Raw genomic sequence first — 20,691 nt, forward strand, 5'->3', positions numbered from 1 at the left:
CAATGACGCGACGTGTCACTGGGCAGGTGCTGTTTGCATTTGTCCTGCTCGGATTGAACACGGTCTATGCCAGCCAGGTGCTGGTCATGCCGTTCCCCTTTGTGACCGGCGAGCCGGGCCCGGCCTTCATGCCGATGCTGCTATGCGGCTTCGTCTATGTCGCGGTTCTGAAGATCCTGGTCGACGAATTCCGCAGCCCCGAGCCGGTGCCAGATGCCGAACGCGCTCTGAGCGCGATCCCTCGGGTCGGCATTGTCGGCCCGTTGGTGGCCATCGCCCTGATCAGCCTGTTCGTGATCGTGTTCTTCTACGCCGGCTATATCGTCGCCGCCGCGCTCTACACCTTCGCGATCTCCCTGTTCTTCAACTACGAACAAAGCGGCAGTTGGGCCCGGTCGGTGATCTTTGCCGTCCTGACCTCCGCCGCGATCACGGTGTTCGGCTGGCTGTTCTTCGTGAAGCTGTTCGGGCTCTACCTGCCGATGTGGGAGTTGTGAGATGTTTGGACAGCTTGCCGACGGTTTCCTGGCGCTCACCGACCCCGTAACCTTCCTCTATCTCATCGGCGGTTTTCTGCTGGGCATCGTCTTCGGTGCCATTCCCGGTCTAACCGCGACGCTCGCCATCGCCCTGCTGCTGCCCTTCACCTTCGGGATGAAGGTCGCCGATGCGTTGGTGATGGTGGCGGGCATCTACATGGCCGGCATTTATGCGGGCTCGATCACGGGCATCACGCTGAACATCCCGGGCGCACCGTCCGGGGCGATCACCACGATCGAGGGCAACGCCCTGATGAAGCGCGGCGAAGGGGTGCAGGCGCTAGGCGTCAGCGCGCTGTCCTCCGCCATCGGCGGGCTGATCGGCACCGTGGTGCTGATCTCGCTGGCCCAGCCCGTCAGCAGTCTGGCCCTTCTGTTCCGCACGCCGGATAAGTTCTCGCTCGTTCTGCTGGCCATCGTCACCGTGACCATCGTCTCGCAAGGGTCGCTGTTGAAGGCGATGGTCGCCATGGCCATCGGTCTGATGATCTCGACCGTCGGCATGGATCCGATGGCGCCGGTCGGGCGCTTCGATTTCGGCAGCTACCATCTGATCGAGGGCGTCGGATTGCTGCCGGCGGTGATCGGCCTGTTCGCCATCTGCGAGATGATCGCGCAGTCCGGCATGCCGGCGAAGCTGGTGCAGGGCGTGTCTGCCGCGCAAGTGTCGCGGCCGCGTCGGCGCGACTTCATTCCCCGCCGCGAGCATCTGCGCCAGATCGGCGTGTGGAACTCGGTCAAGAGCTCGGTCATCGGCGTCGTGATCGGCATGTTGCCGGGCGGCGGCGCGTCGATGGCCTCCTTCATCGCCTATGCCGATGCCAAGCGTGGCTCGAAGCATCCCGAACAGTACGGCAAGGGCTCCTATGAGGGGCTGGCGGCTTCCGAAAGCGCCAACAACGCCATGTGCGGAGGCGCGGTCATTCCGCTGCTGACCATGGGCATTCCGGGCGATGCAGTGACCGCGATCATCTTCGGCGTGCTGCTGATCCACGGCCTGGTTCCCGGGCCGGCGCTGCTGGGCGCGAATTTCCCGCTGATCGCGCCGATGTTCGCCGCGCTCTTCGTCGCCTCGATCTTCGTCTTCGTGTCGGTGCTGGCCTTCGGTCCGGTCTATCTGCGCCTGTCGCAGATCAACCGGGGTTTTCTCTATGCCTTCATCGGCCTGATCTCGATGGTCGGCGTCTATGCCTCGTCCTTCTCGATCTTCCAGATGTGGATGGCGCTGGCCATCGGCGTGCTCGCCTACTTCCTGCGCCGCTTCGGCTATCCGGTCGTCCCGGCGCTGATGGGCGTGATCCTCGGGCCTTATTTCGAGGAGTTCCTGCGCCGCTCGCTGATCGTCTCCGAAGGCGATCCGACGATCTTCCTGCGCAGCCCGGCAAGCGTCATCCTGCTGTTGATGACGGCGGCCTTCGTCTGGTTCCTGCGGATCCGGCCAGCGCGCCTTGCTGCTGCAGCTCAAAAGGGGGAGGGGGCGTAACAGCCCGCTTTCCCGGCCGTGGCTTCCCCTGGCCATGGCGTCCCCCGGCCGTGATGGCCCCATGTGCCGGGGGACAGTTCCTTGCCGCAGCGCCCTGCTGCCTGCATCCCGCGCAGCGGCTCATGTCCGGTCCGACCGCTCGTGCCCGGCGGCTTACCAGTCCCGCCTTGCGGCGAGCTCGGCCAACTGGCCGGTCAGCTCCGCGGCGAATTCCTGCACCAGCATGGAGAGCGGACGGTTGGCGGGCGTCATCAGCGACAGGTCGAGCTTCACTTCCGGTTCGAACGGGCGGAAGACGATGCTGCTGGCTCGTCCGAACGTTTCCTCATGGCTGATGGCGGTGAAGCTGTCGCAGATCGCGCAGCACAACCCTTCCGAGACGAGCTGTAGCGCGGGCAGGAAGGTGCGCAGCTCGAAGCGGCGGTTGAGCCGGACGCCCGCATCGCGAAACGCACGATAGGTCTGCACCGCGGTGACGTGATCGTCGTACAGCATCGCGAGCGGCCGCCCGTCGAGAGCCGCCGGAGTGATCACCTTGCGGGCGGTCAGCGGATCGTCCACGGGCATTGCGCAAAGCCCGGGAAAGGCGAAATTCTGTGCGCGGATCGTGCGTCGCGGCTCGGACGTTTCGGCAAGGCCGATGTCATATTGCTGCGAGGCGATCCAGTCGGTGATGACCACCGAGGACTGCATCATCAGCGACACCTCGACCTGCGGCCGCTCGCGCAGGAAGCCGGCCACCACCTTGGGCATGAAGAAGCCGGATGCCGCCGGATTGCAGGCGATCCGGAGCTTGCCCTTTTCCAGATTGCCGATTTCCTGGAGCGTGCGCGCCGAATGCGACAGCCGTTCCAGCACGAACTCCGCTTCTTCCAGGAAGTAGTGGGCCTCGGGCCGGGCGATCAGCCGGCCGCGCTCGCGTTCGAACAGCGGAAAGCCGATCTCCCGTTCCAGGCCGGAGATCATGGCACTGACCGCCGGCTGCGTCCGGCCGAGGGAGCGCCCCGCCTCGGAGACCGAGCCGGTGCGCATTACCTCGACGAATGTCTGCAACTGGCGGAACGACAGGTTCATGTCCGACCTATAGACCCACTCTATGGATATAGCAGTAATTCTAATTTGATTTTATGCCATAGCAAATCCGACAATGGCAACTGCAATGGAGGTTGCTGTGGCGCTCGCAAGACCGTCATGAGAGGGAGGAGTGTTTTGGACAGGTTTGCAAAATACCTGCTGACCACGCTGATATGCATCGTGGCCCTTGGCCAGTTTGCTCAGGCGCTCACGCGTTATGTCTTCCAGGTTCCTGTGATGGGGCTCGAGGAGACGATGATGTATCCGACGCTCTGGCTCTACATCCTGGGCGCGGTCAATGCTTCGCGGGAGAACAGCCATATCCGGGCCAACGTTCTCGAGATCTTCCTCAAGACGAAGCGACAGCACACGATCCTCGCCATTATCGGCGAGATCCTCAGCCTGATCATCGGCCTCTGGCTGCTTTACTGGGCCTGGGACTTCACCCGCTACGCCTGGCGCGTGTGGAAGGAGAGCCCGACCCTCTACATCCCGACCTTCTATTCGGATGTGGCGCTGGTGATCGGCCTTGCGTTGATGATGCTCTATACGGTGATCCACATGGTCGGCCATGTCCGCGCCCTGGCAGGGGAGGCGGCACGATGATCGAGATCGCGTTGCTGGCCATTGCCGCCCTCGTCGTCACGCTGTCCTTCGGCGTTCCGCTGCCCTGGTGCTTCGGCGCCGCGCTGATGGTGATGTACTATCTCGGCGACGTCACCATGAAGGGCATGGTGCTTTGGGGCTTCCAGCAGCTGGGAAATCCCGTCCTGCTGGCTATTCCGCTCTTCGTGCTTGCCGGCGCGGTGATGTCGGAAAGTGGCATCGCGGCCTCGTTGCTGCGCTTCGTCAACGCCTTTGTCGGCCATGTGCGCGGCGGCCTCGGCATCGTTGCGGCAGTGAGCTGCGCCGTGATCGGTGCGATCTCCGGCTCCGGCCTGACCGGCATCTCGGCGATCGGCCCGCTCCTGATTCCGGAGATGGAAAAGCGCGGCTACCCGCGCGAATACGCAACGGCGCTGATCGCCAACTCCTCGATCCTCGGCCTCTTGATCCCGCCATCCCTCAGCATGATCCTGTTCGGCTGGGTGACCGAGACCTCGATCCTCGCCTGCTTCCTGGCAACGCTCGGGCCGGGCCTCTTGATCATGTTCAACTTCTCGGTCGTGAACCTGTGGATGTCGCGCAAGTTCAACCTGGTGCTGGATGAAAAGCCGGCGCTCGGGGAGCTTGCCGGCGAGGTGGCGCGGCGCGGTGTCCACGCCTTCCCGGCGATGCTGATGCCGGTGATCATTCTCGGCGGCATCTATGGCGGCATCGTCACGCCGACAGAGGCGGCGGCGCTCGCGGTGATCTACGCCGTGCCGGTCGGCTTCCTCGTCTACAAGGGGCTGAAGCTCGAGAACTTCCTGTTCGCCGGCAAGGAAGCGGCCACCGCGGTCGGCGCGATCATGCTGATGATCCTGTTCTCGATGATCGTCGGCCAGATGTTCGTCTACGAGGGCATCCCGCAGCAGATCGTCCAGGCGATCTTCGGCATCACCGAGAACAAGGTCCTGCTGCTGATCCTGATCAACCTGCTGCTCTTCCTGATCGGCATGGTGGTCAACGACACGACGGCCATTCTCCTCGTCGCCCCGCTCCTGATGCCGTTGATGCAGGCGATGGACGTCTCGCCCGTGCAGTTCGCCGCGATCATGGGAGTGAACACGGCCATGGGCGGTGTGACGCCGCCCTATGCCTCGATCCTCTATCTCGGTGCGCGCATCGGCAAGGTGAAGGTCACCAAGGTGATCCCGCCGGCGATGATGCTGATCGTCACGGGATACCTGCCGGTCGTCTTCCTGACCTCGTTCTGGCCGGACCTGTCGCTCTACCTGCCGAGGCTATTCGGCTACTGACCCCGACAACAACAAGAAGAAACCCGACCTTTTAGAAACCCAAAGAGGAGGTACCATGAAACACGTTCTGCACATCACTGCCGCCGCAGTATTGCTGGCCACCGCCGGTCTTGCCCAGGCCGCAGACCTGAAGATGAGCCATGTCCGTCCGCAGGGCACGACCATCGACACCGAGCTGAAGGTCTTCGCCGATGCGATCCGCGAGGCGAGCGCCGGGGAGGTCAATATCCAGATCTTCGCCGCCTCTGCGCTCGGCGACTACACCACCGTGCAGGAGCGCGTGTCGGTCGGGGCCATCGACATGTCCGTCCAGCCGGCGGCGACCGCTGCTGACCGTCGGATGCAGATTGCCTCCCTGCCGTTCCTCGCCTCCAACTGGGAGGAAGCGCGCAAGGTCTACGGCCGCGGCGGGGCGATGCACGCCACCATGGCGGAGCTCTTTGCCGGGCAGGACATCACGATGCTGGCGGCCTATCCGGTCTATTTCGGCGGCATTGCCCTCAACCGCGACGCGGTGACGCCCGGCACGACCGAGGCCAAGGGCATCAAGGTGCGCGTTCCCGGCATCAAGAGCTTCCAGCTCACCGGCGAGGCGCTCGGCTACATTCCCTCGCCGATCCCGTTCTCGGAAGCCTTCACCGCGATCCAGACCGGCGTGGTCGACGGGGTGATCGGTTCGGGCGCGGAGGGTTACTATTCCTCCTTCCGCGATGTGACCAAGACCTACATTCCTGCCAACACCCATTTCGAGGTCTGGTTCATGATCATCTCGACCGAGGTGTTCGAGGGCCTTAACCCCGACGTCCAGGCGGCCATGCAGCGTGTCGCGACCGAGTTCGAGACCCTGCGCTGGACCGTTGCCGAGCAGGACCAGGCGAAGAACGAGAAGCGGCTGGCTGACGAGCTCGGCACCAATGTGGTGGAGCTCTCCGACGAGCAACTGTCGGCGATGGCCGAGACGGTGCGCGAGGCGGTGTGGCCCGAGGTGCTGAAGGACATCGGCGAGGACTGGGCGCGTTCCGTTCTCGACAGCGCCCGCAACTGACCTTGCCTCTTGCCTGCCGGGCGGCGTCGCGCTGCCCGGCATCCTTTTCAATCTGATCGGACATCGTCATGGATTCTGACTACGCCATCATCGGTGGGGGCGTCGTGGGCCTTTCCGTTGCCTGGGGCCTGCTGGGGCGCGGGCGCTCGGTCACCGTGATCGACGGCGACGACGGCAGCTTTCGCGCCAGCCGCGGCAATTTCGGTCTCGTCTGGGTGCAGTCGAAGGGCATGAACCAGCCGCGCTATGCCAGCTGGTCGCAAAGCTCGGCCGCCGCCTGGCGCGACTTTGCCGACGAGCTGCGCGAGGGCACGGGCGAGGATCCCGCGCTTCAGCAGAACGGCGGCTACGATCTGCATTTTTCCGAGGAAACGCTGGCCGAGACCGTCGCGCGCTACGAGGTGCTGAAGGCGAAGCTCGGCGGCAATTATCCTTACGAGGTGCTCGGCCACAACGAACTGCGGATGGAGGAGCCGGCAATCGGGCCGAAGGTCGTCGGCGCGATCCTGCATCACCAGGACGGCCACGCCAATCCGCTGAAGCTGCTGCGGGCGCTGGCCGCTGATGTCCGGCGCCGGGGCGGGCGGGTGCTCAACGGCAAGAGCGTGCAGTCCATCACCCGCAACGACGTGTTCCGCATCGAGTGCACAGACGGCACCATCGTGGAGGCGGCGCGCACGGTGCTCTCCGCCGGCCTCGGCTCTGCGGTGCTGGGGCCGCAGATGGGCTTTCGCGCGCCGATCCGGCCGCAGCGCGGCCAGGTGCTGATCACCGAGAAACTGCCGAAGATCTTCAACCGCCCCTCGCTGATCGCCCGCCAGGTGGACGAGGGCGGCGTCCAGATCGGCGTGACCAACGAGGAAGTCGGCCACAACGACACGGTGACGGTGGACGGCATGGCGGGGATCGCCGCGCAGGCCATCACCGCCTATCCGGTTCTGGCGAAGGCCCAGCTGGTGCGCTCCTGGGGCGCGTTGCGGGTGCTGTCGCCCGATGGGCTGCCGATCTACCAGCAAAGCCGCGAGATGCCCGGCGCCTATCTCGTGACCTGTCACAGCGGAGTGACGCTTGCCGCCGCCCATGCCCGTTTCCTGCCCGACTGGCTGGAAGGCACGGCGCAGGCCCCCGACCTGGAGGTGTTCAGTGAAGACCGCTTCGACCTTTCGTGAGCTGGAGCCGGAGAGGGCAAGGGTCCGCGTCCGCTTTTCCGGCCAGGACCTGATGCTGCGCGAGGGCGGAAATCTTGCCGCCGAGCTGCTGGCCGCCGGCGTCACCCCGTTTCGCCGCACGCCCGTTTCCGGCGCACCGCGCGCCCCGTTCTGCATGATGGGCGCCTGCTTCGACTGCCTGGTGGAGATCGATGGCGTCACCCGCCAGGCCTGTATGTGCGAGGTCGATCCCGGCATGGAGATCGCGATGCCGGCCGCGGGGAGGGACGGGGATGCGTGAGGCCGATCTTGTCATCCTGGGCGCGGGACCCGCGGGCATGGCCGCTGCCCGGACGGCGGCGGAGGCCGGCCTTGCGGTGGTGCTGCTCGACGAGCAGCCGCGCGCCGGCGGCCAGATCTACCGCGATGTGGAGCGGGCGGGAGAGAGCCGCGCCGCGATCCTCGGGGCCGACTATCTCAAGGGTGCGGAGCTCGTCCGCGACCTGCCGCATCCGAATATCCGCCATCTGACAGGCGCCACCGCCTGGCAGGTGGAGGAAAGCCGCCGCGTCGCCTTCACGCTCGACGGCGAGGCGGAGCTGGTCGAGGGGCGCCGGCTGCTGATCGCGACCGGTGCGCTGGAGCGGCCGATGCCGATCCCGGGCTGGACGCTGCCCGGTGTGATGAGCGCGGGTGCCGCGCAGATCCTGCTCAAGCAGTCGGGCATCGTCTGCGAGGAAGCAGTGCTCGCCGGCTGCGGGCCGCTTCTGTATCTCGTGGCGGCGCAGATGTGCCGGGCCGGCACGCCGCCGCTCGCCCTGGTCGAGACGCAGACCTTTTCCGACCGGCTGGCCGCGCTGCGCCACATCGGCGGTGCATTGCGCGGCTGGCGGGCGCTTACCAAGGGGCTCGGCTTGCTGGCCGAGTTGCGCCGCGCCGGCGTGCGCCGCTACACCGCTGCGAGCGAACTTGCTGTCGAAGGAGCCTCGCGGGCACAGGCGCTCAGCTTTGCCGCCGGCGGACGCACCCATCGCATCGATTGTTCGACCGTGCTGCTGCATCACGGCGTCGTGCCCAACACCCAGGTCGCCCGCTCCATCGGCGTTCCGCACCGCTGGGACGATGCTCAGCGTGCCTTCTTGCCCGAGCGCGCCCCCTGGGGCCGCGCGGCGGGACTGGAGACAGTCTTCATCGCGGGCGATGGCGGCGGCATCGGCGGGGCCGGGGCGGCCGCGCTTTCCGGCCGGCTCGCTGCGCTGGCCATTGCCTGCGACCTCGGCCGCCTGAGCCCTGGCGAGCGGGATCGCGCCGCGCGCCCCTTGCAGGCGGCACTGTCGCGCGAGCTGGCGGTGCGTCCGTTCCTCGATAGTGCCTATCCGCCCTTTGCCGGCGCGCGGCTTCCGGGGGATGACACGCTGGTGTGTCGCTGCGAGGAGGTGACGGCGGGCGACATCAGGCGCTATGCCTCCATCGGGTGCCTCGGTCCCAACCAGACCAAGGCCTTCGGCCGCGTCGGCATGGGACCGTGCCAGGGGCGCTATTGCGGATTGACCGTGACGGAGCTGCTGGCCGACGCGAACGGGCGCACCCAGGACGAGACCGGATACTACCGCATCCGGCCGCCGTTGAAGCCGGTGACATTGGGCGAACTGGCGGCATTGGCCGCCCCGCAAAGCAAGGAGACTACGGAATGATCGAACGCATCGATGTGGCGACGCGCATGAGCAAGATCGTCAAGCACAACGGCGTTGTCTATCTGTGCGGCCAGGTCGGCGAGGGCGAAACCGTCGCGGACCAGACCCGCGAGTGCCTTGCCCGGGTCGAGGCGCTTCTCGATCGCGCCGGCTCCTCGCGCGAGAAGATGCTGCAGGCCATCGTCTGGCTGGCGGACATGAACGACTTCGCCGAGATGAACTCGGTCTGGGATGCCTGGGTGCCGGCCGGCTGCGCGCCCGCCCGTGCCTGCGGCGAGGCCAAGCTCGCCCGCGCCGACCTCAAGGTCGAGATCATCGTCACCGCCGCCTGCGACTGACGGGTTCTGCGGCGGCGGGCATGCCTCGCCGCCGCAATCATCTTCTACAAGCGGCCTCAGGCCTGCAGTTTCGAAACCCCGCACCACTGCGCGATGATGCCGGCAACCGCGCCGACGAAGCGCACGTGATCCTCAGTGTCGACCCATTCGTCGACGCCGTCGTTCTGGCTGAGATCGCCGCACAGCGGGCCGATGCCGATGGTCGGGATGTCCTTCTGGATCATCGGGTTGCGGATGTCGCTGCCCGTGTGCATCGGGTTCACATGCGCTTCCAGACCGCAGACCCCGCGGATCGCTTCATGGGCGGCGAGCAGCAGCGGATGGTCGCCCGGCACTTCGGCGCCTGTCGTGCCGCTGTCCCAGACGATGCGTGGCGGGTTTTCCGAAAGCCAGGGATCGCTTGCGGCAGCCTCGGCTACCGCCGCCTCGATCTGCGCGCAGACGTTCGAAAGCTTCTCCGGCGGCGGGAAGGCGAGAGCAGCGCCGAGCGTGCAGCTGGTCGCAAGACGGGCGAGCCGCTTCGGATCGCCGGCCGAGATGTAGGACATCATGATGTTGGTCGAGCGGCCGACCTCGCCATGCAGCGCGGGGTGGTGCACCGCTTCGCCGCGCCGGGCGTCGAGCCGCTTCAAGGCGTCCCAGATGACGAAGGCCTTGTCGATGGCGTTGACGCCCAGATGCCCGAAGGCGGTCTGCAGCGGCTCGGTGGTCGGCGGCTGCCGTCCCTCGACGATCACCCGAAACTCGACCTGACCGGAGGCTAGCGCCTTGATCTCCCGCAGCCCGACACCGGACTCGGCCGGGTGCAGGTAGAGCGCCGCGTCCGCCGTCATTCCCTCCTGCATCAGCCGCGACACGCCGCGCGCATGGCGCTTGCTTGGCGTGCTGGCGATCAGCACATCGCCGTCGGGGCGCAGGCCGAGCGAGGCGAGCAGCTCCAGCGCCTGCAGGCCGGCGGCGACGCCGGAGAGATCGTCGGCCACGCCCCAGCCGTAGAGCCGGCCGTCCTCCACCTCGCCGGCGAACGGGTCGTGCCGCCAGCGGTCGGTGCCCTTGACCGGCTCGCCGTCGGGATGGGCGAAAAGGATCAGGCTGCGTCCGCGCCCCGCGCCCTTGCAGCGTGCGATGATGCTGGTGCGGGCCTGCGGATCGATGGCCGCCTCGCCGGCGAACTCCTCGATCATGCGCACATCCGCCGGATTGTAGGAGCTGGCCTCGACGGTGCAGCCGAGCGCCTCGGCGGTCTCGGCGAACAGGGTCTGCACCGCCGCCTCGCCGTCCTTTCCGGCGCGGACATAGGTCCGCAGCCCGTCGAGGATGCGCGCACGCTCGCGCGCCGAAGCGTCGGCGATGTCCTGCAGGATCGATGTCACGGTGGTCTCCCTGTCGGTCTTTTTGTCCGCCGTCACGTTGCAATGGCCGCCGAACGGCGCTGCAAGAGGCGCATGACGCTGAACGTTGTGTAGTCGAGCGGGTCCTGGTGAACGGGGGCGTCCCGTCCGTCGACGCGCAAATGCACGGGCCCGGAGGCGGAGTGGGCCTCAAGCTCGAACCAGGCCTGGCTAACGGTTGGGTCGGCGAGCAGCGTCACCTGGGTGTCGTCGAGGCCGAGACCGGCCAGCGCGACGCCGATGGTGACATTGAGATGGCCGGGAAACTGCGCGGCGATCTCGCGGGCGCTTGCCTCCAGAAAGACGGTCGGTTCGCGCAGGCCCTTGAGAGCGATGAAGCGGTCCGCCCCCATCATCTGCCAGCGCTCCAGCGGATAGCCGATGCGCATGGCGACGCGGGCAAGGCCGTTCTCGCGGGCGGCGGTCAGGAAGCCGATGGAGCCGAGCGCGCCCGCCGGCACCTCGATGCGCCCCGGGCCCTTGGCGGCAGCCTGCTTCAGAAGGGTTTCCGCATCGCAGTCGGCAAAGGCGCCGAGCGACAGCGGCAGGATATCGCAGCCGGAGGCGAGCAGGGCGGGCGCCGCCTCGACCAGCGTTGCGGCCGAGGCGCATTCCACCGCGACGGTCGGCCGGGCTTTCAGGAAACTGTCGAGGTCGGTGCAGATCGCAGCATCGGGAGCGAGGGCGGCCGCGTCCGCCACCTGGCGCTCGCGCACGAGAAGGGCTGCAAGTTGCGGTCCTTCGCTCGCATCGCGGAAGCGGGCGGCAAGTCGTCTGCCGATGGGCCCGAAGCCGATGACCCCGAGCCTGTCCCGGGGGCGGGTGCTCATCACGATGTCCAGACCGTATCAGGTAAAGGGGGGCGGCGGCGGTGATGGGGCACCGCCTGCCGCAGGACCTGCCGGGCGCAGGGCACCTGGCAGGTCCGGGAGAGTGTTGCGCGTCAGAGCGTCTGTCTGGCCGCGCGCCGGTCCGGGGTTAAGCCGGTCCGGGGCCGCTGATCGCGAACTTCTCTTCCTCGATGGTCAGCACGCCGTAGCGGGTGAACAGCTCGTCGTAGAAGCCGCTGGCGCGCAGGTCGTTCAGCACGCCGACGACCGATTCCGCCAGCGTCTTGTCGGTAAAGGCGAAGGTCGCGGTCTGCGGGAACAGGCCGGCGATGGCGCGGGTGAAGTCGTCGCGGTCCTCGAGGAACTTCGCGGTCGCGTCGATCGAGGTCGCCGCGTCGACCTGGCCGGCGCGCAGGGCCTGGAAGGCTTCCGAGAAGTTGTTGAACACGCGGACGGTGATGCCCTCGAGGCCGGCATTCTTGAGCATGGTGTCGACTTCGCGGGTGCGGCGCTCCTCGATGCCGCCGAGCTCCACGCCGACGGACAGGCCGGCCAGCTCTTCCCACTTGGTGATGTTCTTCGGGTTGCCCTTGGGAACGAGGAAGCTCACGGCGGCGCGCTCGTAGGGCACCATGTACATCAGCTTCGAGCGCTCTTCGGTCCAGAAGATGCCGGTGTTGATCATGTCCCAACGGCCGGCGGCCAGGCCCGGCACCATCGCCGCGAACTCGACCTTGATGTATTCCGGCGTCAGGCCGAGCTTGGAGGCGATTTCCTTGCCGAGCTCGATGCGCATGCCCTGCACTTCGCCCTTGTCGTCGACGAACTGGAGCGGGGGCAGCGTCGGGTTGGTGCTCATCACGAGCGTGCCCGGCTTGATGATGTGCGGGGGGGCGAGTGCCGGCTGCGCAAAGGCAGCGCGGCCGCCAAGGGCAAGGCCAGCGCCAGTGGCCGCGGCGCCCAGAAGCACGCTGCGACGCGAAATTCCGGCGCTCAGGATGCGATCGAATCCATTGTTTTTCATGAGGTTATCTTCCGCTCTGGTTGGTTTGATGAGGCCTGTTTTTATATTGTATTAGGACGGTATACCATTTATATGCGGTCTGCAAGCGGTCAAAATCAACGGAACTCGGAGAGAGTGGCATGGCGCGTGCGGGGACGGTTCAGACAGTGTGCGGACCGGTCGCGCCGGAGGCGCTCGGCTACACGTTGATGCACGAGCACCTGCTGTGCGACCTGACCCCGCCGGCGCGTCGAAACGCGGGCCTGCCAGAGGTCGAGATCACGCTGGAAAACGCCTTCGACGTCACCTACCGGCCGAACGACTATCACGGCAATCACCGGCTCCAGGACCTTGCCGTCGCGACCTCCGAGACCCGCCGCTTCGCGCAGGCGGGCGGCGGCGCCATCGTCGAGATGACCACCGGCGGGCTTTGCCCGGATCCCAAGGGGCTTGCGGCGATCTCGGCCGAGACCGGCGTGCATGTGGTGCTCGGCGCCGGCTTCTATACGGAAGGCTATCAGGACGAGGCGACGCTGGCGCTGCCGCAGGAGGCGCTCGCCGATATCGTCACGGCGCAGGTCGAGGAAGGAGCCTGGGGCACGGATATCCGCTGTGGGATCATCGGCGAGATCGGCTGCTCCTGGCCGCTGACCCCGTTCGAGCGACGTTCGCTCGCGGCCGGGGCCATTGCCCAGCAGCGCACCGGCGCGGCGATCACCGTCCATCCCGGCCGCCATCCCGATGCCCCGCACGAGATCCTCGATGTGCTTCAGGCCGCAGGCGCCGACCTTTCCCGCGTCATCATCGACCACATGGACCGCACCTATGACAACGTGGAGCAGGTCGTCGCGCTGGCGCGGCGCGGCTGCGTCGTGGAATACGACTTCTTCGGCATTGAGCAGTCGCAATACTGGATGGCGGTGGCCGACCTTCCGACCGACTACATGCGCATCCATGCGGTGCGGCGGCTGTTCGAGGAAGGGCTCGGCGGCAATGTCGTCCTGTCGCATGACATCTGCACCCGTTCGCGCCTGCAGTGCCATGGCGGCCACGGCTATGCGCACATGCTGCGCAACGTCATTCCCCTGATGCGCGACCGGGGCTTTGTGCAATCCGAGATCGATCTGCTGCTGAAGGAAACGCCGGCGCGGCTGCTGACGCTGGTGTGAGGCGGGCGAGGGGCCGTACTTCAGTCGGTCATGTTGAGGTGCTTGCGGGCGAAGTCGATCAGGCTGACGATGTGGTTGGCCACCGTCCGGCGCACGTCGTCGGCGTCCTGCCGCTGAAGCGCGTCGATGATCATCAGGTGCTCCGTCGAATCCGGCGTCAGGCGATCCTTCAGCTGGCCGATCTCGAACAGCCGCGTCGTGGCGCGCAGGTTGCGCAGCACCTGGGCCATCACGTCGTTGCCGCAATGGTCGATGATCAGCCCGTGCAGATGGTCGTCCGAGAACCAGTGCGCATCCGTGTGGTAGCTAGTCGTGCCCATCAGGTCGTCGATCTCGTGGCGGACCTCGATCAGCTTGCGGCTGGGGATGGTTCCCATCGCCTGCACGGCCGCTTCCGGCTCGATCAGCAGGCGCAGCTTCAGGCTCTGGATGTACTCGCCGATATCGACATGGCGCACCACGTAGTTGCGCCCGTCGCCCTTGTGGACGAGGCCTTCGCCTTCCAGCCGCTGCAGGGCTTCGCGCAAGGGGGTGCGCGAGACGCCCAGCGTCTCGGCGAGCCGGGCCTCGACGATGACATGGCCTCCGCCGAGCTTGCGGTGGCGAATCATGTCCGACACGGCGTTGTAGGCCAGCGCCGCGAGGCTGTGGCTTCCGCGGGCGGACGCGCCGCCGCTGTTTTCCTCCGTAACGCTCACTTGGCTTGCCCCTCCGAAGGCGTGGTATTGCGCGGGCTCGACCTCATGCGAAATGCTTTCCTTGGCAAGAGGCATGCGTCATAGCAGTCATGATCGTCAAATAGTGAAGTGGAGACGGCACATGGCCGAACAGGAAACCGGCACGGAGACGAGTCTCGCGGACGAGACCTATCGCGCCCTGCTGGAGGAGATCCTGTCGGCGCAACTGGCCGGAGGCGTCGTCGTGCAGGAGCGGCGGCTGGCCGCCCGCCTCGGCGTGTCGCGTTCGCCGATGCGCGATGCGCTCGGCCGGCTGGAAGGGCAGGGGCTCCTGGTGCGCAACGGCAAGAGCATGCTCACCGTGCGCGTCATCACCTTGAAGGACTATCTCAACAGCCTCACCATGCGCCTGCTTGTTGAGCCGACGGCGGCCGCGCTCGCCTGTCCCGAGATCACCGAGAGCAAGCTCGCCGAGCTTGCCGCCATGCTGCACGCCATTGACGAGGATCCCGATCCCGATCCGGCGATGATCTGGCGCTTCGACGATGCGCTGCACCAGGGGCTGGGCGAGGCGAGCGGCAATCCGTTCATGGCCGAGACCATCGTCCAGATGCGCCGCTACACGACGATCTTCGAACGGCAGCGGCGGCTGGCACAGCGCAAGCCGGGCCTCGAGGACCATCGAGAGATCCTGGCCGCGCTTGCCGCGCGCGATCCTGAGGCTGCGCGCCAGTGCATGACCCAGCACCTTGAAAAGGTGCGCCAGCGGGTTCTTTCCACCTATTGAGATCCCCGCCGGGCGGGACGAGACGGGCGACATCGGTGCCTTTCGAAGCTGCCTTAGCAGGGCTGTGAGGGAGAGGCGTGCACAGGTCCGACAAAGGGACTTGCGCAGGCCTTGCTGCTGTGTATTAAATCGGTATACCAAATGAATGCGGGAAAAGCAAACCAACCCGTGGCCCCATCTCACCTCGTTGTCTCTTCCTTCTCGGAAGGGCGCGACCCTGTCGCTGGCGCTTGCATGTCGTTCGACCCGTTCCGTCCCCGAAAGCCTGCAGCCGGTCTCCGGCCTGCTTCCTTCGGGGCGGCGGTGCCGCCCGCCTCCTGCCGCACCCGATAGAAAGGCCCGCCATGTCAGTCTGGAACTGGTCAGGTTTCTTCAACTATCTCACCAACGCCTACATTCTCGAAGGCGTCTTCACGACAATCTGGCTGACCTGCGTCTCGTTGTTGTGCGGCCTGTTCCTCGGCTTCCTCATCGCCCTGATGCGCCGGTCGAAGCTGCAGGTGGTGCGCGGCATCGCCTGGTTCTACATCTGGCTGTTCCGCGGCACGCCGCTCTTGGTGCAGCTCATCGTCATCTACACCGCGCTGCCGCAGCTCGGTATCCGCTTCTCGGTGGTGGAGGCCGCCCTGATCGGCCTTGCGCTCAACGAGGCGGCCTATCTCGCCGAGATCATCCGCGCGGGCATCGAGGCCGTGCCGGAAGGCCAGTCCCGGGCCGCCCGGGCGCTGGGCATGACCGAGCGCCAGATCATGCGCTACATCATCATGCCGCAGGCCTTCAAGGTCATCATCCCGCCGCTCGGCAACTCGGTGAACGGCCTGCTCAAGACCACCTCCGTCACCTCCGTCATTTCCATGGAAGAGCTGCTGCGCCGCACCCAGGTGCTCATCCAGGAGAAGTTCATGGTGCTGGAGCTCTTCGCGGTCGCGGCCCTCTACTACCTCATCCTGACAACGCTCTGGGACTTCGTCCAGCGACGCATCGAACGCCGGTTCGGCCAGTCGACCGCCGCCGTGGGTCTCACGGAAAAGCGCTGAACTTTCATAAGGGTAACTTCAAGATGTCTACGAAATTTCGCGGTGTCTTCACCGTGATGATCACGCCGGTCGACGGCAACGGCAGGCCCGACCTTTCAGCACTCGCGGCCTTCACCGACTGGCAGATCCGCGAAGGCGTGCACGGCCTCATCCCGCTCGGCTCCACCGGCGAGTTCCTCTCGCTGTCCGAAGAGGACAAGGACGCGGTGGCGCGCACGGTGATCGACACCGCCGCCGGCCGGGTGCCGGTGCTGATCGGCACCGGCGCGGAGGACACGCGCGAATGCGTCCGGCTCGCCCGCAAGGCGCAGGAGATGGGCGCCGACGGCGTGATGATCATCCCGCCGTTCTACTCCACCCCCACCGACGACGAGCTGGTCGAGCATTACCGCACCATCGCCGCGGCGATCTCGATCCCGATCATGGTCTACAACAACCCGGCGACGTCGAATGTCGACATGAAGCCGGAGCTGCTGGCCCGCATCGCCGAGATCGACGGCTGCGACTACGTCAAGGAATCCACTCTCGAGGTGACGCGTATCCGCGACATCGTGCGCCTTGCCGGCGACCGCATGGTGCCGTTCGGCGGCATCCTCGGGTTCGAATCCTTCGTGATGGGCGCGCAGGGCTGGGTGGCGGTCGCCTCCAACGTCGCGCCGGGGCCGATGTCGCGCATCTTCACGCTCGCGGCCGACGACAAGGATTACGATGCGGCCCGCGCGCTCTATCTGGAGTGGTTGCCGATCATCCAGGCGGTCGGCGGCCAGGCCTATGTTGCCGGCACGAAGTCGCTGCTCTCGCATATGGGCTTTGCGACCGGCGCGCCGCTGCCGCCGCGCCTGCCGCTGCCGCCGGCGCAGGATGCGCAGATGAAGGCGCTGGTCGAGCAGTTCGGCCTGCGCTTCGAGAACTGACCGGAGGCAGACACCCATGTCCGCTGCGGCCCCGCACAACGCCAGGCCGGCCCCAGACCTCGTGACCGTCCATCTGGACGGCGAGGCGCACCGTGTCGATCCGGGCACGTCCGTCGCCGCAGCTCTTGCGGCCGGCGGGCGCTCCGCCTTCTCGCGCGATGCGGCGGGCCGTTCGCGCGGGCTCTTCTGCGGCATGGGCGTGTGCCACGACTGTCTCGTCACTATCGACGGACGGACCAGCCAGCGCGCCTGCATGACCAAGGTGCAGGACGGCATGCGGGTCGAGCGGCAGGCCGCGCGTCCCGACATTCTCTCGTCTTCGCTCACCGACCTTGCACCCGTGCCGGCGGAATTGCCCTCTCGTGCCGTCGACGTTCTCGTCGTCGGCGCTGGGCCGGGCGGACTTTCCGCCGCCATTGCCGCAGCCCGTGCGGGAGCCAGCGTCACCCTTGTCGACGAGCGCCCCGCTGCCGGCGGCCAGTTCTACAAGCAGCCGGCAACCGGGGAAGCGCGGGCAGCGCTCGCCCACGACCGGCAGGCGCAGGACGGTGCCGGCCTTGTCTCCGAGGCCCGCGTCTGCGGCGTGGAGCTTCTCTCCGGCGTCACGGTCTGGGGCGCCGAGCGCCAGGCGGACGGAGCTTCCGTGCTCGGTTGCCTCGGCCCCGACGGCGCCTTCTACATGCGCCCGCGCATGCTCGTTATCGCCACCGGCGCGTTCGAGCGGCCGGCCGCGCTTCCCGGCTGGACCCTGCCGGGCGTCATGACCACGGGCGCGGCGCAGACCCTCCTGCGCAGCTACGCCAGTCTTCCCGGACGCCGGTTCGCCATCACCGGCAACGGCCCGCTCAACATCCAGGTAGCGGGAGAGATCCTGCGCCATGGCGGCAAGGTCGTGTGCCTGGCCGACCGGGCCCGCGCGCCCTGGTCGAGCCCGCGCGATGCCATCGCCATCCTGCAGGCCGATCCGGCGCTTGCGCTGAAGGGCATGGGCGAGATCGCCGCCCTGCAGCGCGCCGGCGTTTCCATCCGCTGGCAGACCCGCGCCGTCGAAGTGCTGGGCGAGAGCCACGCCGAAGCCGTGCGCCTCGAAGGCCCGTCCGGCGAAGAGGTGCTCGAGGTCGATACGGTATTGGTCGGCGGCGACTTCGTCCCGTCCAACGAGCTGTCGCGCCTGCTGGGCCTTGCCCATGTGGTTGCCGGCGACGGCACGCTGGTCGCGCATTGCGACGAGGCCGGCGAAAGCTCCGATCCGCACGTCCATATCGTCGGCGAGGCCGCGCGCTTCGGCGGTGCCCATGTCGCCATGGCGGCCGGGCGTCTGGCCGGCCTCGCCATTGCGCGCAAGCTCGGGCTCGGCGTCGCGCCCGACCCGGCCGCGCAGCGCCGGCTTGCCCGCGCCCGCCGCTTCCAGCAGGCGCTGTGGCAGCTGTTCCGCCCGGCGGAGGACGCGCAGGCCGACGCTGGCGCCACGCTGTCCTGTCGCTGCGAGAGCGTCGGTTTGAGCGTGCTGCGCGAGACGGCCGCCGGCGGTCCGCCGGACATCGCCACCTTGAAGCGACTGACGCGCGCTGGCATGGGCCGGTGCCAGGGGCGCTATTGCGGGCGCACGCTGACCGCGCTGGCCGGCCGTCCGGCCAACGAGACCAACGGTCTGCTCGCCCCGCAGATGCCGCTGCGCCCGGTGCCGCTGGCAGCGCTCGCGCTCGAAAAGCCCGAATGGGGCGGCCACAAGCGGGCCTTGCTGCCCGAACGTCCGCCGCTGGAGGCTCCGGGACCGCTGCCGATCCGTGAGGTCGCAACCCTCGTCATCGGCGCTGGGATTGCCGGCCTGTCGACCGCGCTCTTCCTCGCCGAGGCGGGGGAGGAGGTTGCGGTGGTCGAGCGCGGCTTCCCCGGCGGGCTCGCCTCGGGCGGCAATGCCGGCAGCCTGCATGCCCAGCTGCTGTCCTTCGACCATGGCGCCAAGGCGGAAGGCGACGGCGGCGCCGCCGCCCGCACCCTGCCGCTGCAGCGCGATTCCATCGACCTTTGGCGGGAGCTCGAGGTCCGGCTCGGCCGCGACTTCGAGATGAAGATCACCGGCGGCGTGATGGTTGCCGAGACCGAGGCGCATCTGCGCTTCTTGGAGGAAAAGACCCGCGTCGAGCGCAGCCACGGCATCGACTGCCAGGTGATCGGCCGCGAGGATCTCGCCCGGCTCGAGCCGGCCCTGTCGCCGGCGATGATCGGCGCGGCCTACTGCCCGCAGGAGGGCAAGATCAACCCGCTGGTCGCCACCCGCCATGTGCTGGAGGCCGCTGTCGCGGCCGGTGCCCGCGTGTTCGACCGCACCGAGGTTCTGGCGATCCGGCGCGAGGGCTCTGGCTTCGTCGTGGAGACCTCGCGGGGCACCTTGCGCGCCGGGCGTCTCGTCAATGCCGCCGGTGCCTTCGCCGCGCGGATCGGCGCCATGCTCGGGCTCGACGTTCCCGTCTTCGGCGCGCCGCTGCAGATGGTGGTGACCGAGGCGGCCGCGCCCGCCGTCTCCCATCTCGTTGCCCATGCCGACCGGCACCTGACCTTGAAGCAGGCGGCCAACGGCAATTTCCTGATCGGCGGTGGCTGGACCGCCGGCCTCGATCCCGTGCACAGCCATCCGCGCCCGCTGTTTTCCAGCCTCGAGGGCAATCTCTGGGTCGCCCAGCACGTCGTGCCGGGCCTGCGCAAGCTGCATGTGATCCGCAGCTGGGCGGCGATGAACATCAATATCGATGGCGCGCCGATCCTGGGGCAGCACCCGGCCATGCCCGGCTTCTTCAATGCCGTGACATCCAACGGCTACACGCTCGGCCCCATCGTCGGGCAACTGACGGCGGCGCTGGTGCGCGGCCGCGATCCCGGCCGCGACCTCACGGCCTTTTCCATTTCCCGGTTCCAAGGAGGGTGACCATGATCGAGATCACCGGAGTTACGAAGTACTACGGCAAGTTCCCCGTCCTGAAGAACTGTTCGACCAGCGTCGCCAAGGGCGAGGTCGTCGTCGTCTGCGGCCCGTCCGGCTCGGGCAAGTCCACCCTGATCAAGTGCGTCAACGCGCTGGAGCCGATCCAGGAAGGCTCGATCCGGGTCGACGGGGTCGAGGTCAACGACCCGCAGACCAACCTTCCCGAGCTGCGCTCGCTGGTCGGCATGGTGTTCCAGAATTTCGAGCTGTTCCCGCATCTCACCATCGAGAACAACATCATGCTGGCCCAGCGCATCGTGCTGAACCGCAACCAGCAGGTCGCCCGCACCAGGACGATGGAGCTTCTGGAGCGCGTCGGCATGAGCGGACACGCGCACAAGTATCCGGGCCAGCTGTCCGGCGGCCAGCAGCAGCGTGTGGCGATCGCCCGTGCACTCGCCATGAACCCCAAGGCGATGCTGTTCGACGAGCCGACCTCCGCGCTCGACCCGGAGATGATCTCCGAGGTGCTGGACGTGATGACCTCCCTGGCAAGCGAGGGCATGACGATGATGGTCGTCACCCACGAGATGGGCTTCGCCCGCCGCGTCGCCACCCGCATGGTGTTCATCGACCAGGGCGAGATCGTGGAAGACCGGCCGACCGAGGAGTTCTTCACCGCCCGCCACAACCCGCGCACCGAGGCCTTCCTCGGCAAGATCCTGCATCACTGAGGGG

At 67.1% G+C, this 20,691-nt stretch carries 20 protein-coding genes; 15 read left to right on the forward strand and 5 right to left on the reverse strand.

The features are described 5' to 3' along the window. The first annotated feature begins 2 nt into the window (after positions 1-2). Positions 3-497, forward strand: coding sequence for a tripartite tricarboxylate transporter TctB family protein (locus tag ACVJ6E_RS06335; RefSeq protein WP_158592619.1), 495 nt, complete (start codon positions 3-5; stop codon positions 495-497). A gap of 1 nt (position 498) precedes the next feature. Further along, positions 499-2,022 (forward strand): tripartite tricarboxylate transporter permease, encoded by a 1,524-nt coding sequence (locus ACVJ6E_RS06340; protein WP_120267529.1) that lies wholly within the window; start codon positions 499-501, stop codon positions 2,020-2,022. Between the two features lie 153 nt (positions 2,023-2,175). On the opposite strand, the gene ACVJ6E_RS06345 is transcribed toward ACVJ6E_RS06340, so the two are convergent. Beyond that, positions 2,176-3,096, reverse strand: a complete 921-nt coding sequence (locus ACVJ6E_RS06345) for a LysR substrate-binding domain-containing protein (protein WP_120267530.1) — start codon at positions 3,094-3,096, stop codon at positions 2,176-2,178. A gap of 135 nt (positions 3,097-3,231) precedes the next feature. Here ACVJ6E_RS06345 and ACVJ6E_RS06350 point away from each other — a divergent pair, with 135 nt between their 5' ends. From ACVJ6E_RS06350 to ACVJ6E_RS06380, 7 genes are all read left to right on the forward strand, one after another. Then, complete coding sequence (locus ACVJ6E_RS06350; protein ID WP_120267531.1) at positions 3,232-3,702, forward strand: TRAP transporter small permease subunit; 471 nt, start codon at positions 3,232-3,234, stop codon at positions 3,700-3,702. Continuing rightward, positions 3,699-4,997: a TRAP transporter large permease gene (locus ACVJ6E_RS06355; RefSeq protein WP_120267532.1), complete on the forward strand. Its 1,299-nt coding sequence runs from the start codon at positions 3,699-3,701 to the stop codon at positions 4,995-4,997. Before ACVJ6E_RS06350 ends, ACVJ6E_RS06355 begins: the two co-directional genes overlap by 4 nt. Before the next feature lie 55 nt (positions 4,998-5,052). After that, positions 5,053-6,042: a TRAP transporter substrate-binding protein DctP gene (gene dctP, locus ACVJ6E_RS06360; protein ID WP_120267533.1), complete on the forward strand. Its 990-nt coding sequence runs from the start codon at positions 5,053-5,055 to the stop codon at positions 6,040-6,042. Positions 6,043-6,110: 68 nt separating this feature from the next. Beyond that, a complete protein-coding gene (locus ACVJ6E_RS06365; protein ID WP_120267534.1) occupies positions 6,111-7,211 on the forward strand; it encodes an FAD-dependent oxidoreductase in 1,101 nt (366 codons plus the stop codon). Further along, entirely contained in the window at positions 7,186-7,491 is a 306-nt protein-coding gene (locus ACVJ6E_RS06370; protein WP_491676414.1) for a (2Fe-2S)-binding protein, read from the forward strand. Before ACVJ6E_RS06365 ends, ACVJ6E_RS06370 begins: the two co-directional genes overlap by 26 nt. Continuing rightward, entirely contained in the window at positions 7,484-8,884 is a 1,401-nt protein-coding gene (locus ACVJ6E_RS06375) for an FAD/NAD(P)-dependent oxidoreductase (protein ID WP_120267535.1), read from the forward strand. The genes ACVJ6E_RS06370 and ACVJ6E_RS06375 overlap by 8 nt, the downstream gene beginning before the upstream one ends. Further along, positions 8,881-9,222 carry a RidA family protein gene (locus ACVJ6E_RS06380; RefSeq protein WP_067216159.1) on the forward strand — a complete coding sequence of 114 codons (342 nt, stop codon included), beginning with the start codon at positions 8,881-8,883 and terminating at the stop codon, positions 9,220-9,222. The genes ACVJ6E_RS06375 and ACVJ6E_RS06380 overlap by 4 nt, the downstream gene beginning before the upstream one ends. Before the next feature lie 56 nt (positions 9,223-9,278). Here ACVJ6E_RS06380 and ACVJ6E_RS06385 read toward each other — a convergent pair whose 3' ends face one another. The 3 genes from ACVJ6E_RS06385 to ACVJ6E_RS06395 all read right to left on the reverse strand — a co-directional run bounded on the left by ACVJ6E_RS06385 (position 9,279) and on the right by ACVJ6E_RS06395 (position 12,467). Beyond that, on the reverse strand, positions 9,279-10,595 hold the full coding sequence (locus ACVJ6E_RS06385; protein WP_147421813.1) for a M20/M25/M40 family metallo-hydrolase: 1,317 nt from the start codon (positions 10,593-10,595) through the stop codon (positions 9,279-9,281). A gap of 32 nt (positions 10,596-10,627) precedes the next feature. Beyond that, complete coding sequence (locus ACVJ6E_RS06390; protein WP_120267537.1) at positions 10,628-11,443, reverse strand: aspartate dehydrogenase domain-containing protein; 816 nt, start codon at positions 11,441-11,443, stop codon at positions 10,628-10,630. A gap of 148 nt (positions 11,444-11,591) precedes the next feature. Beyond that, positions 11,592-12,467 (reverse strand): ABC transporter substrate-binding protein, encoded by an 876-nt coding sequence (locus tag ACVJ6E_RS06395; RefSeq protein WP_120267538.1) that lies wholly within the window; start codon positions 12,465-12,467, stop codon positions 11,592-11,594. Between the two features lie 119 nt (positions 12,468-12,586). Here ACVJ6E_RS06395 and ACVJ6E_RS06400 point away from each other — a divergent pair, with 119 nt between their 5' ends. Further along, complete coding sequence (locus tag ACVJ6E_RS06400; protein ID WP_120267539.1) at positions 12,587-13,615, forward strand: phosphotriesterase family protein; 1,029 nt, start codon at positions 12,587-12,589, stop codon at positions 13,613-13,615. A gap of 20 nt (positions 13,616-13,635) precedes the next feature. Here the strand turns inward: ACVJ6E_RS06400 and ACVJ6E_RS06405 are convergent, their stop codons facing one another. Then, the gene (locus tag ACVJ6E_RS06405; RefSeq protein WP_199680995.1) at positions 13,636-14,313 is read right to left on the reverse strand and encodes a GntR family transcriptional regulator; all 678 of its coding nucleotides are present in this window, start codon (positions 14,311-14,313) and stop codon (positions 13,636-13,638) included. Positions 14,314-14,434: 121 nt separating this feature from the next. Between ACVJ6E_RS06405 and ACVJ6E_RS06410 the strand changes: the two genes are divergently transcribed. The 5 genes from ACVJ6E_RS06410 to ACVJ6E_RS06430 all read left to right on the forward strand — a co-directional run bounded on the left by ACVJ6E_RS06410 (position 14,435) and on the right by ACVJ6E_RS06430 (position 20,687). Then, positions 14,435-15,079 carry a GntR family transcriptional regulator gene (locus ACVJ6E_RS06410; protein WP_120267541.1) on the forward strand — a complete coding sequence of 215 codons (645 nt, stop codon included), beginning with the start codon at positions 14,435-14,437 and terminating at the stop codon, positions 15,077-15,079. Positions 15,080-15,423: 344 nt separating this feature from the next. Then, positions 15,424-16,116 (forward strand): amino acid ABC transporter permease, encoded by a 693-nt coding sequence (locus tag ACVJ6E_RS06415; RefSeq protein WP_067216143.1) that lies wholly within the window; start codon positions 15,424-15,426, stop codon positions 16,114-16,116. A gap of 23 nt (positions 16,117-16,139) precedes the next feature. Next, positions 16,140-17,030: a dihydrodipicolinate synthase family protein gene (locus ACVJ6E_RS06420; RefSeq protein ID WP_120267542.1), complete on the forward strand. Its 891-nt coding sequence runs from the start codon at positions 16,140-16,142 to the stop codon at positions 17,028-17,030. 16 nt (positions 17,031-17,046) lie between these two features. Beyond that, positions 17,047-19,956 (forward strand): FAD-dependent oxidoreductase, encoded by a 2,910-nt coding sequence (locus tag ACVJ6E_RS06425; RefSeq protein ID WP_120267543.1) that lies wholly within the window; start codon positions 17,047-17,049, stop codon positions 19,954-19,956. A gap of 2 nt (positions 19,957-19,958) precedes the next feature. Next, positions 19,959-20,687 carry an amino acid ABC transporter ATP-binding protein gene (locus ACVJ6E_RS06430; RefSeq protein ID WP_120267544.1) on the forward strand — a complete coding sequence of 243 codons (729 nt, stop codon included), beginning with the start codon at positions 19,959-19,961 and terminating at the stop codon, positions 20,685-20,687. The last annotated feature ends 4 nt before the right edge of the window (positions 20,688-20,691 follow it).

This window comes from Stappia sp. G46H5W, from assembly GCF_058448995.1.

Bases quoted from the DNA above. Each gene is read 5' to 3' on its own strand.
- ACVJ6E_RS06335 (WP_158592619.1), top strand. From the start codon at position 3: ATGACGCGACGTGTCACTGGGCAGGTGCTGTTTGCATTTGTCCTGCTC.
- ACVJ6E_RS06340 (WP_120267529.1), top strand. From the start codon at position 499: ATGTTTGGACAGCTTGCCGACGGTTTCCTGGCGCTCACCGACCCCGTA.
- ACVJ6E_RS06345 (WP_120267530.1), bottom strand. From the start codon at position 3,096: ATGAACCTGTCGTTCCGCCAGTTGCAGACATTCGTCGAGGTAATGCGC.
- ACVJ6E_RS06355 (WP_120267532.1), top strand. From the start codon at position 3,699: ATGATCGAGATCGCGTTGCTGGCCATTGCCGCCCTCGTCGTCACGCTG.
- dctP (WP_120267533.1), top strand. From the start codon at position 5,053: ATGAAACACGTTCTGCACATCACTGCCGCCGCAGTATTGCTGGCCACC.
- ACVJ6E_RS06365 (WP_120267534.1), top strand. From the start codon at position 6,111: ATGGATTCTGACTACGCCATCATCGGTGGGGGCGTCGTGGGCCTTTCC.
- ACVJ6E_RS06375 (WP_120267535.1), top strand. From the start codon at position 7,484: ATGCGTGAGGCCGATCTTGTCATCCTGGGCGCGGGACCCGCGGGCATG.
- ACVJ6E_RS06380 (WP_067216159.1), top strand. From the start codon at position 8,881: ATGATCGAACGCATCGATGTGGCGACGCGCATGAGCAAGATCGTCAAG.
- ACVJ6E_RS06390 (WP_120267537.1), bottom strand. From the start codon at position 11,443: ATGAGCACCCGCCCCCGGGACAGGCTCGGGGTCATCGGCTTCGGGCCC.
- ACVJ6E_RS06395 (WP_120267538.1), bottom strand. From the start codon at position 12,467: ATGAAAAACAATGGATTCGATCGCATCCTGAGCGCCGGAATTTCGCGT.
- ACVJ6E_RS06400 (WP_120267539.1), top strand. From the start codon at position 12,587: ATGGCGCGTGCGGGGACGGTTCAGACAGTGTGCGGACCGGTCGCGCCG.
- ACVJ6E_RS06410 (WP_120267541.1), top strand. From the start codon at position 14,435: ATGGCCGAACAGGAAACCGGCACGGAGACGAGTCTCGCGGACGAGACC.
- ACVJ6E_RS06415 (WP_067216143.1), top strand. From the start codon at position 15,424: ATGTCAGTCTGGAACTGGTCAGGTTTCTTCAACTATCTCACCAACGCC.
- ACVJ6E_RS06420 (WP_120267542.1), top strand. From the start codon at position 16,140: ATGTCTACGAAATTTCGCGGTGTCTTCACCGTGATGATCACGCCGGTC.
- ACVJ6E_RS06425 (WP_120267543.1), top strand. From the start codon at position 17,047: ATGTCCGCTGCGGCCCCGCACAACGCCAGGCCGGCCCCAGACCTCGTG.
- ACVJ6E_RS06430 (WP_120267544.1), top strand. From the start codon at position 19,959: ATGATCGAGATCACCGGAGTTACGAAGTACTACGGCAAGTTCCCCGTC.